Here is a 16,368-nt window from a genome sequence, read left to right on the forward strand (position 1 = left end):
CCAGGACTTCTCACCTCTCGCCCAGCACCGCACGGATCACGTGCCGGGCGTTCTTCGCCATCGACGGATTCGTCTTGCGGTAGTACGGCAGTGCGATCAGTGCCTGCGAGAGGGTCCGCCCTCGGCCGCGGATCCAGGTCGCGTCGTCCACGTCGACCGCCTCACGGAAGACCTCCCTCGCCCCGGGCGGCAGCAGATTCCACGCCGGGAACAGATCGCAGGCCGGATCGCCCACCCCCGTACATCCGAAGTCGATCACGGAGGCCAGCCTGTGCCCGTCCACCAGCAGATTGCCCGGCATCAGATCGGCATGCAGCCACACCGGCGGCCCGTCCCAGCCCGGCGCCCGCAGCGCGTCCTCCCACACGGCGATCGCGGCATCGCTGTCGACGTCCTCCTGCGGGATTCGGCGCAGTTCCCCGATCGCCGCCCGGGTCTCCACGTCGAGCGCGGCCACCGGCCCGCCACGGTGGGCCCGAGGCGCTCCCGGCAGGTCGACGCTCCGCATCGCCACCACGAATCCGGCCAGGTCCTTGGCGAGCAGCTCGGGTTCCGCCAGCGAGTCCGGGTCGGGGTTCCGCCCCGCCAGCCACCCGTACACCGACCACGGCCACGGATACCCCTCCGCGGGCTCCCCGGCTCCGAGCACCTCGGGAACGGACGTGGGCAGCAGGGGGGCGAGACGGGGCAGCCACGCCCGCTCCGACGCCACGTCCCCCGCTCCGCCTGCGATCAGCGGCAGCCGTACGACCATGCTGTCGCCCAGCCGGTACATGGCGTTGACCGTGCCGCCCGAGGGAAACCGCGCCACCGCCAGTCCCGCCCACTGCGGTAACTGCCCGGCGATCAGCCGCCGTACGAGGTCGTCGTCGATGGGGTACTGGCCCGGGTGTAACTGTCCTGCGCTCATGGGGAGCCATCCGATCGCGGGGCGACGGCGACCGTCAAACAACTTTCGGACGCATGGGAGGACGTGACGCGAGGTCAATCCCCTCTTCCCGCGTGCCTACGTGAAGTCGAGCGGGCAGATTCCGTTCATGACGGAGGGCGGCAGACACGGCACTGGCCCGTCACCTGGCCGACCTGGCGGATGCCGTCGCACGTCGCCGTCTCGCGGCCCCTGACCTCACCGTCCGCACCAAGAACGACGGGAGCCCGGTCACCGACGTCGACCAGGAGATCGAACACGTCCTGCGCTCCGAGATCCGCCGGCACCGTCCGGGCGACGCCTTCGTCGGCGAGGAGTCCGGTGCCCGCGGCACGGGCCGTCGCCGCTGGATCGTCGACGGCATCGACGGCACCGCGAGTTTCCTCGCGGGGGAGCCGGAGTGGAGCACCCTCATCGCCGTCGGGGAGGACGGCGGCATCGTCCTGGGCATGGTCTCCGCCCCGGCGCTGCGCCGCCGCTGGTGGGCGGCACCGGGCGCCGGCGCATGGGCCGGACCGTGCCCTTCCCGATCGCCGATGTCGGCCCGTCGCCTGTCGATCGCCGAAGGCGGCCGGCCCCCGCACGACGTCACCCTCGGCATCTGGCCACCCCCGGCAAGACTGAGCGCATCGGAACGGTCCGTCGCGGCACGCCTGGCGGCACATGTCGCCCGGACCCGCCCCGCCCTCGACTGGTCCTCGGCCGCCCCCGCCACGCCACCGCCCCGCAAGCCGTCGACCGGATCCGGCACCTGTCACGGCGCCCTCCTCGTCGCGACCGGTCAGGTGGACGCCTTCCTTCTTCTGGGGGCCGGGCCCTGGGACATCGCCGCTCTGATCCCCGTCGTGGAGGAGGCCGGTGGCGTCTTCAGCGACCTTGAGGGTCGGCGCCGCGCCGACACGGGGCCGCGTTGTTCGCCGTACCCGGGCTCCACCGACCACTCCTGGACATCGCCGGGTCCGACGGCTGACCCCTGCACCGAGCGACATGACCTGGGGTTCCCTGGTCGGCAGCAGTCGCCCGGGGCCCGAACAGGCAGCGGAACAAGCGGACTTGCCGCAGTCCAAGAACAGCGGGGGAACGGCCGGACGGGCGCCCCCATCGCCGGGGCCCTGGCCACCCTTCGGTCATCACCTGTTCACGCGCGACGAACAGCATCTACCCATGCCCATGCCAATTTCCGCAAGGCGGGCCGCCCCGGCTCTCGCCCTCGCTCTGTCCACCCTGTTCGCGGTCGCCACACCCGCCCGATCCGCGCCCGCTCATTCCGCGGACGGCGTCGCCGAGCGCATCCGCGACGGGTATGGCACCAAGGCGCCGTACGCGCCCCAGCAGGATCCGTGGACGTACCAGCGCGCTCCCCGGGGCTTCGTCCCCGTCTTCGCCGAGAACGTCTCCCGTCATGGGTCCCGCGCGGCCACCGACAGCGAGGACGGCGACCTGATCCTCAAGCTGTGGGACCAGGCCCGGCAGGACGGACAACTCACCCGCCTCGGCCAGAACTTCGGCCCGGACGTACGTGCCCTGCTCGCCGTCATGGAGAAGACCGGCTACGGCAACCTCAGCGGACGCGGCAAGCGCGAGTTGCAGGGGGCGGCCGTACGGATGGCCCATCGTCTGCCTGAACTGTTCGAGACCATCGCCGAGGACGGCGAGACCGTCGACGTGGTCAGCTCCGGGCAGGGACGAGCCGTCGACAGCGGGACGGTCTTCACCGACGCCCTCACCCAGACCGATCCGGAGCTCAAGCCGCTGATCGGGCCCGCCCGCGTCGACAAGGACCTGCTCTACTTCCACAGGTCCGCCGGCGGCGCCGCCTACCGGGACTGGCTCGCGAACGACCGGCGCCTGGCCCGTACCCTCAAGGACCTCAGCGGTCAGCCCGCCACCCACCGTGCCGCCCGCCGTGTCCTGGTGAGGATCTTCAAGCCGGCGTTCGTGCAGCGTGTGGCCGACGGGGAGTTCTCCTCCCTCGCGGACGACGTCGCCGCCGCCCAGGCCGTCTACAACCTGTACGGCGTCGCACCGGCCATGAGCGACGAGAGCCCGACCGGCCGGGGCTGGCGCATGGACCGGTACATCGCGCCGCGTGACGCCGCCTGGTTCGGATACCTCAGCGACGTCGAGGACTTCTACGAGAAGGGTCCGAGCTTCGCGGACAGCGACATCACCTACAAGATGGCGGACGTTCTCCTCGACGACTTCTTCAAGCAGGTCGAGGCCAAGCGGGACGGAACCAGCAAGCTGGGCGCCGAACTGCGGTTCACCCACGCAGAGGAGATCATCCCGCTCGCCGCCCTGATGCGGCTGCCCGGCAGCACCGAGGGGACCGCGCCCGAGCGGCCGTACACCTATGACGACAACGCCTGGCGCGGCGCGTCGGTGTCCCCCATGGCCGCGAACATCCAATGGGACGTCTTCCGCAAGGGCGACAGCTATCTCGTGCGGATGCTCTACAACGAGAAGGAGATCCCGTTCAGGCAGGGCTGCCGACCGATAGCCAGGGGCAGCCACTTCTACGACCTCGACGAACTGGAGCGCTGCTTCGGCCGAACGACCGGGTGAGCCGACGAAGGCTGAGTGGGTGGGGCATGGGGTGTGAGGTGCCGGTGCCCGTGTCGGGCCGGGCTCCGACCCCATGGCACGGCGGCCGACTCCCTGGGCGCGGCGAGTCGGCCGCCGTATGGGTCCCTGCTCACCTGTGACGGGGCGGGGCGCTCCACCTGGATTCAGCATGCACGGAGTGCCGGCCGACGGCGACTCGGATGCCGCCGTCCCGGTGAGCGTTCCTCGGCCGCGGGTAGGGTCCGCTCCATGAAACGGAAGCAGACCGCGCCCGAGGCCCCGGTGCCGGCGGTGGAGTTCCTGGCCTCTCAGGAGATCACTCAGACGCAGTGCCGCAAGTGCGGCAGCGAGGTCGCCGGGGTGAACGGGCGATACGCCTGCGGGGTGTGCGGATGGGTCAACCACTGGAGCGAGGGGCACAACGCCCTGCCGACCGCCGCGGACGACGACATCGAGCAATAAAACGGGGCAAGAGGCGCGAAGCGTGCCAGTCGTCGAAGTGACCGGAGGCGAATGAGTGTTTCATTTTTCGGGGTCGCCGGGTTATGGTCACGCTCTGCGAGATCTTGTACGGAGGTGCCCGGAATGGAGAACAGCGAGCCGGTACGTCGGGGGCGGCCGCCGGGCATCCGGACGGCCGAGGGCGGACTGACCAGCCGCCAGCAGGACATCGTCCGGTTCATCTCCGACACCGTCCAGCGGCAGGGCTACCCGCCCTCGATGCGGGAGATCGGCCAGGCGGTGAGCCTCGCGAGCACCTCCTCCGTCGCCCATCAGCTGATGGCGCTGGAACGCAAGGGGGTCCTGTACCGCGACCCCAATCGGCCGCGCGCCTATCGCGTACGTTCCTCCTGGGCCCCCGACCTGGACCGCAGCCCGTCCGCCGCGGTGGACGTGCCGCTGATCGGACGCATCGCCGCAGGCGCACCCCTGCTCGCCCAGGAGATGGTCGAGGACGTCTACACGCTGCCGCGCCAGCTCGTCGGCGACGGCGACCTGTTCGCCCTGACCGTGTCCGGCGACAGCATGATCGAGGCGGCGATCTGCGACGGCGACATCGTCACCGTCCGCCGCCAGGACAGCGCCGACCACGGTGACATCGTGGCCGCCCTCCTGGAGGACGAGGCCACCGTCAAACAGCTGCGCCGGCAGGACGGTCAGGTGTGGCTCATGCCCCGCAACCGGGCGTACGAGCCGATCCCCGGCGACCAGGCGAAGATCCTGGGCAAGGTCGTGGGAGTCCTGCGCGCGCTCTGACCGGGTCCGGACCGTTTCGCCTTGCAGCCGCGCCCAGGGCAGGCATCCAGGGCCCTCGGTGAGGGCGCCGAAGGCCTCCAGTGCCAGGCGGAGCCCGAGGATCTCCCCCTGGACTCCTCGGGCTGCGCCTGGCCGGTGCGGGAGATCCGCGGTCGCCCCCGCGGTCCTCCCGATGTCGCCGACGGGCCTATCCTCACCGCCCCGGACTCCGCGGGTCATTGACGGACAGCGCAGATACGGTTGACCTTCCGCGCACCCTCTCCGAGGGGAGTTCCGCACCGAAATCAGCCACCGGGGTCCCGCTGCGGCCGTCGTACGGGCCACCGCTGTCCTTGACGCATAAACCACTTTCCGGGACCGTTCACGGTGCACGACCATGCACAGGTGGCGGAATCGGCACCTCGCCGTCCTGCTGTGGCGGCTGCCGAGAGGGGAGGGCCGAACGGTGATCACGCTCTCCAGCCGGGACCTGCCGGCCGCCGACCGGTTCAGCTGGTTCTGCGACCTGGTGGCCCGCGACATGGCCCCGCACAACATCGTCACCGAGCACGCCTCGGACTTCCCGGCCTCGGCGAGACTGCTGTCGCTGGGCGACCGGGTCGGTGTCTCCAGCGTCGCCTTCCCCACCATGCAGTCCATCCGCACCCCACGCCTCATCCGGCGGTCCGACCCGGAACTGTGGGTGCTGGCCCTGGTCGTCCGGGGCGCCATGCAACGGGAGCAGGGCGGCAATCGCGTCAACCCGCGCCCGGGCGACCTGGCGCTCTACGACACGTCACGGCCGTACTGGGCGTCGGTCGCCACCGACGACGTGGCCCAGTGCATCGTGCTGCATCTGCCCCGGCAGGCGGTGCCCGTTCCGGAGCAGGCGCTGCGCCGGCTGGTGGCGACCGAACTGCCGTCCCGGACGGGCATCGGAGCCCTGCTGAGCGAGCTGCTCGCCGGCATCGTCAAGCAGGGACCGGCTGTCGAGGCCGGTCAGATCCCCCGGCTGGCGTCTGCCGTGGGTGACCTGACCACCGCGTTCCTGGCGAGCCTGTGCGAGGCCGACGGGGCCGCGACCGCCGACGCGCGGAAGGCGGCGCGACTGCGCCAGATCAAGTCCTTCATCCGGGCCCGGCTCGGCGAGCCGGGGCTCACTCCCACGGCCGTCGCCGCCGCCCACCACATCTCGCTGCGCGCCTTGCAGTATCTGTTCCGGGAGGACGGCGGAACGGTCGGGGCGTTCATCCGCGAGCAACGCCTGGAGCGCTGCCGAGCCGACCTCACCGACCCGCTGCTGGCGGATCGGAGCGTCGCCGCGCTCGCGAGTCGCGCCGGCTTCTCCGATGCCGCCGCCTTCAGCCGGGTCTTCAAGGCGCACTACGGAATGCCGCCCGGCGAATACCGCCGCACTCATGGAGTGCCGCAACGACGGAACCGGGCCGGACAACCGGACGGAGAGCTCTGAGTTCCAAGGCCTGCCGAGACCGGTACCAGGCCGTCCGTTTGCCCTCGCTCCCCGAGGAGTTCACCGGCGGCTGGACGGTGGCGATGCATACGGCGCCGGTCGTCATGCCGGGCGTTTCCGAAAGCGGTATCCACTGAGAAACGGAATCCGGTGACGACGCGTTCCGTGACGGCACAATGAGCGGATTCTCGGCTTCCGTACCGGATCAGTGGTCCTGTGATGTGGGACGAGAGCTGTCCGCGCGCCTTGGCAACGATGTCTGCGGTAGGTCGGCGACGGAATCCGTTGTCCATCAACGGATTCCTTCCCTGCCCAGTCGTTGAATCGTTTCTCGGCATCGTTGTCTTCCGTCGGGAGCGTGGCGCACGTGCCCGAATGGCGCGAACACAACCTTGTATTTGGGGGCCGGGGGCAACACTTTTGATTGCCGTCGACCGCTGGTCGGCGAACATCCGATGAGAGGGGATCCGAGATGAAGTCGACTGTCGCCATGGGCAAGAAGGCCGGGGTCAAGAAGATTGCCGTACGTCGCACCGGCGACGTGCGCCTGACGTCGGCCGCCTGTCAGTGCCCGTACAGCGCCGCCGCGTAACACGTTCGACGCTCCATGAGTTGCACCCGGGTGCGCCGGCCCACGGCGCACCCGGGTTGCCTGCGCCGGACGTAGGGGAGGGGTTGTGGCCGATGGCGGCCTGTTGTTGCACGAGTTGAGTTTTGTACCCGAAGGCGACGACGTCGTGGTCGGCCGTCTCGACACCGGCTCCTATGCGGTCTTCCCGGCCGACGGAGCGGAACTGCTGAAACGGCTTGCGCAGGGAATGCCCCTGAGCGCGGCCGCCGACTGGTACGAATCGGCTTTCGACGAGCCGGTCGATCTGGACGACTTCGTGGACACGCTGCGGGAACTCGGCTTCGTCCGTGAGGGAGAGGAACAGCCGGAAGGTGCTCCATCGCGGCCGGTGCGCCTGCGCCGGCTCGGTCGCGCCGCCTTCTCCCCGCCCGCTTGGGCGTGCTACCTGGCCGTGGTCGGAGGCTGGGCCTGGGCTGTGGCCCGCCATACGGACCTGGCCCCCCACCCGTCCCAGATCTTCTTCGTGCACTCCCTGCTCGTGGTCCAGTTGGTGATCACCTTCGGCCAGGTGCCACTTCTGCTGGTCCACGAGGGCTTCCACATCCTCGCCGGACGGCGCCTGGGGCTGCCCACCCGGCTGCGGCTGAGCAATCGACTGACCTACATCGTGGCCGAGACGCAGATCAACGGGCTGCTCAGCGTTCCGCGCGCGAAACGCTATCTTCCGTTTCTCGCGGGCATCGTCTGCGACGGCGTGGTCCTGGGTGCGCTCGGACTCGTCGCCTACGCGACCCGGAACCCGGACGGTTCCTTCTCCCTCACCGCGCGCGTCTGTCTCGCTCTCGCGTTCACGGTGGTGGTCCGTGTTCTCTGGCAGTTTCAGCTCTATTTGCGTACCGACCTCTACTATGTGGCGGCCACCGCATGGAACTGTTATGACCTGCACGACGCCGGAATGATGCTCCTGAAGAACCGTATGCGGCGTCTGCTGGGGCGCTCGCACCGCGTCGTGGACGAGGAACAGTGGACCCCGCGGGACCGGCGCGTCGGGAAATTCTACGGCCCTTTCATCGTGCTCGGATACGCCACGCTGGCCGGCATCACCGTTTTCGTCAGTGTCCCGGTGACGATCCAATATTTCAGCATTGCCCGGCAAGCCATCTCCTCCGGTCACGTCAATGCGGCTTTCTGGGACTCCGTGCTGTCCCTGTGCATGAACGCCGCTCAAGTGGCCGCACTCGTCGTGCTGTCCAGGAGAAAGCGCCGGGACAAGAAGCTCTCCACACCCCAGACATCCCCTTCGGCGGAGGTTGAACTCGCATGATGGGTCATCTCCGGATCGTGGGCGACCGGCGCGCAGACCGCCTCCGCCTCATCCGCACCCGTACCAGCAGGGCACTGGTGGTCCGCTGTCACCAGCGTCTCCGCGGCCCCTGCACCGGCATCGACACCGTGTTGCGGTCCGTACTCCCCGAGGCCGGACGGCGCTGGCCCGAGCTCGTCGAAGCCCACCGGGTGGAACTCCTCTACGGAATGCCGGAGCTGGCGCAGCTCATCGGTCCGCCCCCGCGGACGCTCGCCGACGAGGCCTCGTTCAAGGAGCGCACCCGCTTCTACGGCTCCGGAATGATCCGCTGTATGAGCCAGGGGATCATCACCTTCCTGCTCGGCTACGCGGACCGGATCCACGCCGACACCGGCTCCGCCCTGGAGCTGGCCTTCGAGGAGGTCCACGCCGCGGAGGCGACCACCCAGGAGCTGCTGGCCCTCCTGGTGCGCCGGGCCGATCCACGCCTGCTCCGGGTGGTGATCTCCACGACCGCCGACGCGCTGCCCGACGAACTGGAGGCCACGCTCGCCGCGACGGCCGGCACACTCCACGCTCCCGCGGGTGACCCGACGCCGCAGGCGCCCCGGAGCGCGGTCGAGTGGGCGGCCGTGTACGTCGACAGCGACGGTACCGACGACGACCCGCAAGCGCTCCGCGGCTACCGGGAGGCCGACCCGCAGGAGGTCGCCCGCCTGCACGACCGACGCGCCGACAGCCTTGAGGGCACGGCGAGTTGGGGCGTGCGGATGGGCGCGATCGCGTACCACCGTGAGCGTGGCAGCGACCCCGGGGGAGCGGGCCGGACCGCTCTGCTCGCGGCCCAGCGCCACGCGGTCGCCACCGGTTTCTCCGCCGCCGTGGTGGACCTGGGTCTGCGCGGCCGAGGCGTGAGCGACCCCGGCAACCACGAGCACGACCACTGGGAGTTCACCCGGGAGGCGGCAGCCGCGTGCATCCCGATCGGGCGGCTGGCCCAGTCCATGGAGCTGTACCAGGACCTGCTGCGCCGCTTCACCAACCCCAAGATCCACATGATGACCAGCTACGCGATCGCCATGCTGCACACCCGCTTCCTGCGGCCACGTGACCATGAACTCGCGCTGCAGTGGCAGCACAACGCGGTCGCCATCGCGGGCATCCTGCCGGACCCGGCCGAACGTCTGACCTTCAGTGTCTTCCACGACAACGGCCTGGCCCTCGTCGAGATGCACCGCGGCAACCGGGCCCGCGCCCTCGATCTCGTCGAGTCGTGCATCGCCCGGCTCGACCGGGAGATGGGCGACGACCAGTGGGTCCTGCACCGCTCCCAGCTGCTGTACAACCGCGCCCGTCTGCTGGTCGCGCTGGGACGGCCGGACGAGGCGTACGCCGACTACACCCGGCTCGTCGACCTCGACCCCTATTACACCGACTATCTCTCGGAACGGGCGCGGATCTCCCGCGACCGCGGTGACTTCGACGCGGCCCTGGCCGACTACGACCGGGCCGTGCAACTGGCACCGCCCTTCCCGGAGTTGTACTACAACCGCGGCACGGCCCGGATGCGCACCGGCGACCTGCGAGGCGCACTCGACGACTTCGCCTACGTACTGGAGATGGAGCCCTCGGACCTCGACACCCGGATCGCCCGGGCGGAACTCCTGCTGGAGACGGGCGACCTCGACGGCGCCGAGACCGACGCGGACGCCGGGCTGGCCCTGCACCCCGGCGAGGTGCAACTGCTGTGTCTGAAGGGCACCGTGCTGCTCCAGCGCGAGGACTTCGACCAGGCGCTCACCGCGTTCGACGCCGCCCTGGAGCGGGACCCGCGCTACCCCGCCGCACTGATCAACCGGGCCGTCGTGCACTTCCACCGGTCCCGGCACGGCAGGGCCGTCGCGGACCTGACGACCGCACTCGACATCGTCGGCAGCGACCCGGACGTCCTCCTCAACCGGGGCATCGCCCATCTCGCCGACGGCCGGACGGACCTGGCGCGCGCGGACTTCGACCACGCCCTCACGCTCCCCGACGCCGACATCCCCGAACTCCACCGCCACCGGGAGTTGTGCGACGCGTCGGCAGGGCCCCTCAAGTCGCAGCTCTAGAGGTGCGGGACGGGCGGCGCGCCGAGTCCTGCTCGGCATGGTCGCCCGTCCAGCCCGGCACGGCGGGAGCCGCGGGCGCTGTCGCTTGTCGTGGAGCGACAGCGCCCGCGGCCGTACGGCTGCCGGCGGGGGTGCGCCGGTCAGATTCCCGCGGCGTTGCGGCGGCGGAGCATGAAGGCGCCCGCGCCGAGGCCGCCGAGGAGCAGGATCGATCCTGCGGCCAGGCCGCTGGTGCTGGTGGACTGGGCGAGGAAGCCGCCACCGGCGTGGACGCCGCCGCGGGGCGCCTGGCGGGCGTCGTCGTGGTGGCGGGCGCCGTGGCCCTCGTTGGCGGAGGCGTCGTCCTCGCCGCCGGCCTGGGCCTCCTGGTCGGTCGCGCCGTCCTGGGCGTCGGCCTGGGGGCCGCCCTGGGAGTCCTCCTGGCCCCCGTTGCCCTCGTCGTCGCCGTGCTGCCGGCCCTCGTCCTGGCCTTCCTCGCGGCCTTCGTGGTGGTCGCCGTGGTGGTCCCTGGCCAGGGCGAGGAAGCCGCCGCCGGCGTGGACGCCGCCGCGAGGCGCCTGGTGGGCCTCCTGTCCGGCCTCCGGCCGGGCTTCCTGGTGGTGGCGGCCGCCGTGCTCGGCGTGCTCGGAGTCGCCGTCCTCGAGGCCGCCCATCTCGGCCTCGGGGCCGCCCTGCGACTCGTCCTGGGCGTCCTCGCCGCCCTCTTCGTGGTGCCTGCCGTGCTGGTGGTCCCTGTCGGGGTCGTGCTCGTGGGCGGCGTAGGAGGTACCGCCGTCCGCGACCCGATGCCCGGCCGGCGACACGGCGTGCGCGGCGGGAGCGGAAAACGCGACGGCCGCGGCAACTGCCGCGGAGGCGAACATGGTCCGGGTCACTCGCATGAGGTCGTCCTTTCGCCGCCGCCGCGAAGGCCGGCACCACGCCGGCACAGCGGGACCGCAGCAGCAACGTGATTACCCTCAACCCGACCCCCGCCCCGCAGGCCTGCGCGACACGGCCGGGGAGCGAGACCGTACTCCCTCCGAGTGCCTCCAGACTGAAAAGTAACCCGATCAGCCGCACCCCGATCGCCACGCCGAATCACCATGCCGACGGGCTCTCGGGGTGCACTGCGGTCGCATCGGCATCACCCGTCGACCGCCGTGGCGCGGTGCCGGGCCCGCGCCCCGACGGTTGGTCAGGACCGGTCTCCGCACGTGACCGGCCCGGGCGGGCGGGCACGTCATCGGGCGGGGCCGCTGCCGCGTCCGGTGCCCGGGGCGATGACGACCTTGCCGACGACCTGGCCGGATTCGGCGTACCGGAGTGCCTCGGCGGCCTGCTCCAGCGGATAGACACGGTCGATCCGCGGGGTGATGGCTCCGCTGTGCAGGAGGGCGAAGACCTGGGCCAGGTCGTCGCGCAGCTGGGCGCGGTACCGCTGGGGGCGGCGGCTCTTGCCCGCCCACAGGTTGAAGAAGTGGGCGCCGCGGCGGTTGGGCAGAAGGTTCCACAGCGCGAGCTGGGCGACGAGCTTGAGGACGCTGACGGTGCCGTTGCCGGCCTGGTCGCGGGTCGAGGCGCTGCCGTAGGACACGAGCGTGCCGCCGGGGGCGAGCATGCGCCAGGAGTCCTTGATGCCCTCGCCACCGACATGGTCGAAGACGGCGGCCACGCCGTCGGGGGCCAGTTCGCGGACCCGGGCGGGGACGTCGCCGCGGTAGTCCACGGGGACGGCGCCCAGGGCGCGGACGGCTTCCTGGTTACGGGCTGAGGCGGTGCCGATCACATGGATGCCGCCCGCGCGGGCCAGCTGCACCAGCACGCTGCCCACGCCGCCGTTGGCGCCGTGGACGACGACGGTCTCGCCGGGCTTCACCTTCGCGGTGCGGTGCAGCATGCGCCAGGCGGTGGCGCCGTTGGTCACCAGGGTCTCCGCGTCGGCGGCGGACACGCCGTCGGGGACGGGCACGAGGTCGGCGGCGTCGAGCAGCACATGGTCCGCCCAGCCGCCGGTCTTCGTCAGCGCGGCGACCCGCTGCCCGACCGCCGGCCGGGGCTCGCCCGGAACCGGAGCGCCCAGCGCCTCCACGATGCCGACGAGGTCGTAGCCCGGCACGAAGGGGAAGGCCGGCATGTCGTAGTACTTGCCGCGCCGCATCTGCTGTTCGGCGAAGGTGACACCGCTGGCCTCCACCCGGACCACCGCCTGACCGGGCCCCGGCTCGGGCAGCTGCCGCACGCGGACCTGGAGGGACTCGGGCTCGCCGATGGAGGGAAGGACCATCTCGGTGGTCTGCATGGCTGGCTCCTAGGTGGAGTGGGCTGAATGTCCGAGAGAGTGAGTGGTTGGTTGCTCACTCGTTACGGCGACCTTCTTGGTGCGGTGCTCTGTGTATGAGTAATTAACCACTCACACTCTAGCACTGTCAACCGTCGACGACCCGGGATCGCGGCCCGGCCGGGCCGCCGCTCACAGGGTGGCCCGCAACGTCACCGACTGGCTCGCGAAACGTTCCGCTCGTAGAAGCGGATCGCCTCGGCGTTGCCGGAGTACGCCGTCACCTCGGCCAGCGCGGCCCCCGCCTCCTTCGCCCAGGCCGAGAACTGCGCGACCAGGCGCGCGCCGAGCCCGTCCCGGCGATGGGGTGGCTGTACGTACATGCTCACAAGGGTGGCCACCTTGACCGGTCTCATCGCGGTTCCCTCCGCCAAGGTCCCCATCAGGTGCCCGGCGACCTGTTCGCCACGGGCAGCCACGAGCAGGAGCCTGCCGGGGTCGTCCATGGCGGCGGCGAAGCGTTCAGGCCCGAACTCGCGCGGCCAGCCCACATGGATGCTCGGATCCCTGGTGCCGGCGTCCTCGGCGAACAGTGCGCTGCTGCACGCGACCAGCCCCTCCAGATCGGTCCGGCGGGCGCGGCGGACGACGGTCTCAAGGTGCTGATCGCTCACACGGAGTTGATCACTCATGCCAAGTGACGCTAACTCAACCCACTGACAGCCGAGCCGAGTTCACCTCGCTGAGCCTGTCGCCCGCAACGCGGGTGGTGTCGGCCCGGCCCGGCGGCTCAGCCGGACGCGTTCTCGGTGCGCAGCCGTACCAGGTCCTCCAGGCGCCGGAGACTGCTGTCGAGGGCCTCGGTCACCGGCCGCTCGCCAGGGTCGTGGCGATCGTCGAAGAACGACAGGTGCACGGTCACCTCGCTCGCCCCGCTGCCGATGCCGGCGACCTGGAGCCACCCGGCGTAGGAGCCCTCGTCACGCGTGCCCCACTCGATCCGCATTTGCTCCGGGCGAGGGCTGAGCAGCGCGGACGTGTCCTGCTCGGCGTGATCGTCGTGCACGGTGACGGCGGGCGGGGTCTCGGGGTGCACGTGCAGTGCGCTCGGCAGCCAGCCGTCCAGCTGGTCGACGTTGGCGGCCTGGTCGAAGACGTGCTCGGGCAGCGCCGCCATGGTGCGCGAACGTTCGTACTCGGTCATCGGGTCCCTCCTCGCCTCGGCGGTGTACACGTGGCGTACACAGGGGCGAGTGCCCGTTTTGCGGCCTTCGAAGTTCGGGCGAGGGGTCGTCGAAAGGACCGGGGCCCCGCGGGGCGGCCGCGGGGCTGGTGTCGCCGGTCGAGCCGCGCTCAGTGCACGGGGAAGCCGAAGGAGTACCCCTGCTGCTTCAGCCACGGCAGGACCTCGCGCAGGGCGGCCACGGTCTGGGAGCGGTCCCCTCCCGCGTCATGGAAAAGGACGGTCGGACCGTTGGCGATCTCGTGCTGGACGGTGGCGATGACGGCGTTCGTGCCGGGGCGCTCGAAGTCCTTGGAGTCGACGTTCCAGCCCAGCGGGCGCATTCCGTGGGAGGCGGCGAGCTGACGGCTGTACGGGGTGAACGCCCCGCCCGGGGCCCGGTAGTACATCGGCCGCACGCCCCCGGACGCCTTGGTGATCATGCGTTCGGCGTTGAGAATCTCCTGCGCCTGGTAGGCCTCGGGCTTCTTGTCCATGGTGGTGTCGTGCGACACCGTGTGGTCGCACAGCCGGTGCCCGGCGGCCACGACCGCCTTGACCAGGTCCGGGTGGGCCTGGGCCTGCGTTCCCACCATGCAGAACGTGGCCTTCACGCCGTTGTCCCGCAGCACCTGGAGCACCTGCGGCGTCCAGACGGGGTCCGGTCCGTCGTCGATGGTGATGTTGACGCCTCGGGCGCCCTGGTCCGAGGCGTGGGCTATGACCGCAGAGACCGGCGCACCCGCTCGGCCCTGGGAGTGGGTGCCGGGAGCGGAGGAGGGGGCCGAGGCCCTCGCGTGGGTCTGTGGGCGCTCGACGGGCCCGGCCTGCGCGGTCCACACCGACGTCGCGGCGGCCACCGCCGTCACTCCGACCGCCGCCGCGAGCATCCGGCCGTACCATCCCTGTCCTCCGCGCCTCACCATGTCAGTCCCGTTCCTTGCCGTCTCCGTGGGTTGCGTGCACTCGTCAGGACGGAGCAAGGCGGCCCGGGGATCCGTCCGTTACGTATCACGGACAATTCCGCGGGGATTCAGGGACAGGCAAGGGTTGAAATGGGAACATATCGGGCGCAGCGGCCCGGGCGTCGGGCGCGCGAAGTCGCCGCCGTTCAGAGGCTGATCGCGTACGCCTTGCGGAGCGTCTCGTGCACCGTCCAGGTTGTACGGTCGCCTTCGCGCAGCACCGCCATGTCGCCCGGCCCGACATGGAGCGTGGGGCCGGCCTCGACTTCGATCGTCGCGGAACCGCTGATCACCACGAACAGTTCGTTCGCCTCGGTGTCGGTCACGACGCCGGGAGTGATCTGCCAGATGCCCCGCACCTGTCGGCCGTCCTCCGACTCCCAGATCACCTTGCCGGTCACCTCCGGCGTGCCGGACACGATCTGCGCCGGGTCGAGCGGCTCCGGTTCGAGCTCTGCGTCGGGGATGTGCACTACGAAGCTGTGGGTCATGGCGCGACCCTAGCGGGGCCCCGCACGGCTCATCCGCCGACACTGTGTCGCCTGTTGGCCCCGATCGGCGGACACATCGCCTGCCGTCTGAACCCGTGGTCGGGTTCCGGTTCCAGCCGGGCAACCGGCCTGGTGGGACGGGGAGAAGAGGCCACGCTCCAGGGCGGGAGCGGGGCTCAGCAAATGATCCACAAAGGATCGTTGGTGATCTCTTGTCCGTCCCCGTCCCGGTCTCGGCCCACCCACACCGTACGGTTGCCGAGGCGGGTGTCGGTGCCCGTCGATCGGCCTTCTACCAAGTGGGGGAGCGGATGACACCCAGGCGCCGAGCAGTGCTGGCCGCCCTGGCGGGAAGCGCGCTCGCGGGCTGCTCCGGCCCGAGCAAGAGCACATCGGGGGCCACGAGCCCCGCGTCCGGCTCACCCACCGCCCCCACCGCGTCCGCCCCGGGCACCCCCTCAGCCCGCCCGTCAGTGACGGCACCCGCGGTTACCCGAGCGGAGATCGTCGCCCGATACGGCCACGCCGTACCCCGCACCTGGGGCTTCGAGGCGCCCGGAGTAGTGCACGCGCTGCCCACCGGGAAACGCGCCATCGCGCTGACCTTCGACGCCTGCGGCGGACCCGGCGGCAGCGGCTACGACCGGGCACTGATCGACTTCCTCCGCGAGCGGAAGGTACCGGCCACCCTCTTTCTCAACTCCCGCTGGATCGAAACCAACCCGTCGATCTTCCACCAGCTGGCCGCCGACCCGCTGTTCGAGATCGCCAACCACGGCACCCGGCACCGCCCGCTGTCGGTGACCGGTCGCTCCGCCTATGGCATCCCGGGCACACGCAATGCCGGCGAGGTGTACGACGAGATCGCGGGAAACCAGGCCAAGCTGACCGGTCTGCTGGGTGCTCCGCCGCGCTTCTTCCGGTCCGGCACCGCGTACTGCGACGACGTCGCGGCACGGATCGTGACCGACCTCAAAGAGCGCTTCGTCAGCTTCTCCGTCAACGGTGACGGTGGTGCCACCTTCACCCCGGAACAGGTCCACACCACCGTCGGGGCCGCTCACGAGGGATCCATCGTCCTGTGCCATATGAACCACCCGAAGGGCGGCACCGCCCGGGGGATCGCCACCGCCGTCCCCCATCTGCTGGCCACCGGCCACACCTTCGTCCGCCTCTCGGACGCGCTGGCCTGACCTGACGTCCGCCGTGAGTCGGACGGCGGACTCCGCCACGCGTGCCACG

At 70.8% G+C, this 16,368-nt stretch carries 14 protein-coding genes and 1 pseudogene; 8 read left to right on the top strand and 7 right to left on the bottom strand.

Translation table 11 applies throughout. The features are described 5' to 3' along the window. Positions 1–10: 10 nt before the first annotated feature. Complete coding sequence (locus ACFYX0_RS16205) at positions 11–910, bottom strand: aminoglycoside phosphotransferase family protein (RefSeq protein ID WP_388970733.1); 900 nt, start codon at positions 908–910, stop codon at positions 11–13. A 173-nt stretch (positions 911–1,083) separates the two neighbouring features. On the opposite strand from ACFYX0_RS16205, the pseudogene ACFYX0_RS16210 reads away from it, so the two are divergent. From ACFYX0_RS16210 to ACFYX0_RS16240, 7 genes and pseudogenes are all read left to right on the top strand, one after another. Next, positions 1,084–1,761, top strand: a pseudogene (locus ACFYX0_RS16210) (inositol monophosphatase family protein); the annotation flags it as partial. 331 nt (positions 1,762–2,092) lie between these two features. Then, on the top strand, positions 2,093–3,493 hold the full coding sequence (locus ACFYX0_RS16215; RefSeq protein WP_388970735.1) for a histidine-type phosphatase: 1,401 nt from the start codon (positions 2,093–2,095) through the stop codon (positions 3,491–3,493). Between the two features lie 249 nt (positions 3,494–3,742). Further along, positions 3,743–3,955 (top strand): hypothetical protein, encoded by a 213-nt coding sequence (locus tag ACFYX0_RS16220; protein ID WP_355917596.1) that lies wholly within the window; start codon positions 3,743–3,745, stop codon positions 3,953–3,955. A 123-nt stretch (positions 3,956–4,078) separates the two neighbouring features. Further along, complete coding sequence (lexA, locus tag ACFYX0_RS16225) at positions 4,079–4,750, top strand: transcriptional repressor LexA (RefSeq protein WP_388970737.1); 672 nt, start codon at positions 4,079–4,081, stop codon at positions 4,748–4,750. A 376-nt stretch (positions 4,751–5,126) separates the two neighbouring features. Then, positions 5,127–6,200 (top strand): helix-turn-helix domain-containing protein, encoded by a 1,074-nt coding sequence (locus ACFYX0_RS16230; protein WP_388970739.1) that lies wholly within the window; start codon positions 5,127–5,129, stop codon positions 6,198–6,200. Between the two features lie 677 nt (positions 6,201–6,877). Beyond that, positions 6,878–8,095, top strand: coding sequence for a hypothetical protein (locus tag ACFYX0_RS16235; protein ID WP_388970740.1), 1,218 nt, complete (start codon positions 6,878–6,880; stop codon positions 8,093–8,095). Then, complete coding sequence (locus ACFYX0_RS16240) at positions 8,092–10,188, top strand: tetratricopeptide repeat protein (RefSeq protein WP_388970742.1); 2,097 nt, start codon at positions 8,092–8,094, stop codon at positions 10,186–10,188. The genes ACFYX0_RS16235 and ACFYX0_RS16240 overlap by 4 nt, the downstream gene beginning before the upstream one ends. A gap of 140 nt (positions 10,189–10,328) precedes the next feature. Here ACFYX0_RS16240 and ACFYX0_RS16245 read toward each other — a convergent pair whose 3' ends face one another. From ACFYX0_RS16245 to ACFYX0_RS16270, 6 genes are all read right to left on the bottom strand, one after another. Continuing rightward, positions 10,329–11,069 carry a hypothetical protein gene (locus tag ACFYX0_RS16245; protein ID WP_388970744.1) on the bottom strand — a complete coding sequence of 247 codons (741 nt, stop codon included), beginning with the start codon at positions 11,067–11,069 and terminating at the stop codon, positions 10,329–10,331. Positions 11,070–11,410: 341 nt separating this feature from the next. Then, positions 11,411–12,469, bottom strand: a complete 1,059-nt coding sequence (locus ACFYX0_RS16250; protein WP_388970746.1) for a medium chain dehydrogenase/reductase family protein — start codon at positions 12,467–12,469, stop codon at positions 11,411–11,413. 191 nt (positions 12,470–12,660) lie between these two features. Further along, positions 12,661–13,140 (bottom strand): GNAT family N-acetyltransferase, encoded by a 480-nt coding sequence (locus ACFYX0_RS16255; RefSeq protein WP_388970748.1) that lies wholly within the window; start codon positions 13,138–13,140, stop codon positions 12,661–12,663. Positions 13,141–13,238: 98 nt separating this feature from the next. Beyond that, positions 13,239–13,652: an SRPBCC family protein gene (locus ACFYX0_RS16260; RefSeq protein WP_355924474.1), complete on the bottom strand. Its 414-nt coding sequence runs from the start codon at positions 13,650–13,652 to the stop codon at positions 13,239–13,241. Positions 13,653–13,801: 149 nt separating this feature from the next. Next, positions 13,802–14,596, bottom strand: coding sequence for a polysaccharide deacetylase family protein (locus tag ACFYX0_RS16265; protein WP_388970750.1), 795 nt, complete (start codon positions 14,594–14,596; stop codon positions 13,802–13,804). A gap of 185 nt (positions 14,597–14,781) precedes the next feature. Continuing rightward, on the bottom strand, positions 14,782–15,126 hold the full coding sequence (locus ACFYX0_RS16270; protein WP_388970752.1) for a cupin domain-containing protein: 345 nt from the start codon (positions 15,124–15,126) through the stop codon (positions 14,782–14,784). 311 nt (positions 15,127–15,437) lie between these two features. Here ACFYX0_RS16270 and ACFYX0_RS16275 point away from each other — a divergent pair, with 311 nt between their 5' ends. Next, positions 15,438–16,319, top strand: a complete 882-nt coding sequence (locus tag ACFYX0_RS16275; protein ID WP_388970754.1) for a polysaccharide deacetylase family protein — start codon at positions 15,438–15,440, stop codon at positions 16,317–16,319. The last annotated feature ends 49 nt before the right edge of the window (positions 16,320–16,368 follow it).

This window comes from Streptomyces sp. NPDC002573 (genome assembly GCF_042889625.1).
GTDB lineage: Bacteria > Actinomycetota > Actinomycetes > Streptomycetales > Streptomycetaceae > Streptomyces > Streptomyces gibsoniae.